Origin of the sequence: Proteus sp. LHD240705 (genome assembly GCF_047921555.1) — a bacterium.
Taxonomy (GTDB): Bacteria; Pseudomonadota; Gammaproteobacteria; order Enterobacterales; family Enterobacteriaceae; genus Proteus.
Map to the genome: position 1 here is coordinate 1 of NZ_JBLRMI010000049.1, position 340 is coordinate 340.

Here is a 340-nt window from a genome sequence, read left to right on the forward strand (position 1 = left end):
GCCTTTATTTGCCCCACCCAAATCCGATGATTTTTTTAAGTCCTCTTGCTTTCTCTTTAGCTCTTCTATTTTCTCAATTTGTGCATCTAAACCTTCAGCCAGTTTTCCGATTGAAGCTTGACGCTCCGCATCACTTAATTTGTTTAATGACTCCGTTGCAACGTCTAATGACTCTGCATACTCAAGAGCCTTTTGTCTTGATTGTTCTGCTTGTTGTTGCCACTCATAGTAAGCCATTGCCCCCGCGGTCAATAATCCTGTCGCAATCCCAAGAGGCCCACCAAGAAATGCAAGTGCACCACCAAAACTTCTCCCTAATGTAGAACTGGCTCTTTGTGCC

At 44.1% G+C, this 340-nt stretch carries 1 protein-coding gene; it reads right to left on the reverse strand.

The genetic code is table 11. The annotated features are described in order from the left end of the window. Nucleotides 1–340 (reverse strand): phage tail tape measure protein (locus ACNART_RS17970; protein ID WP_416303695.1); only part of this gene is annotated, 340 nt, incomplete at both ends.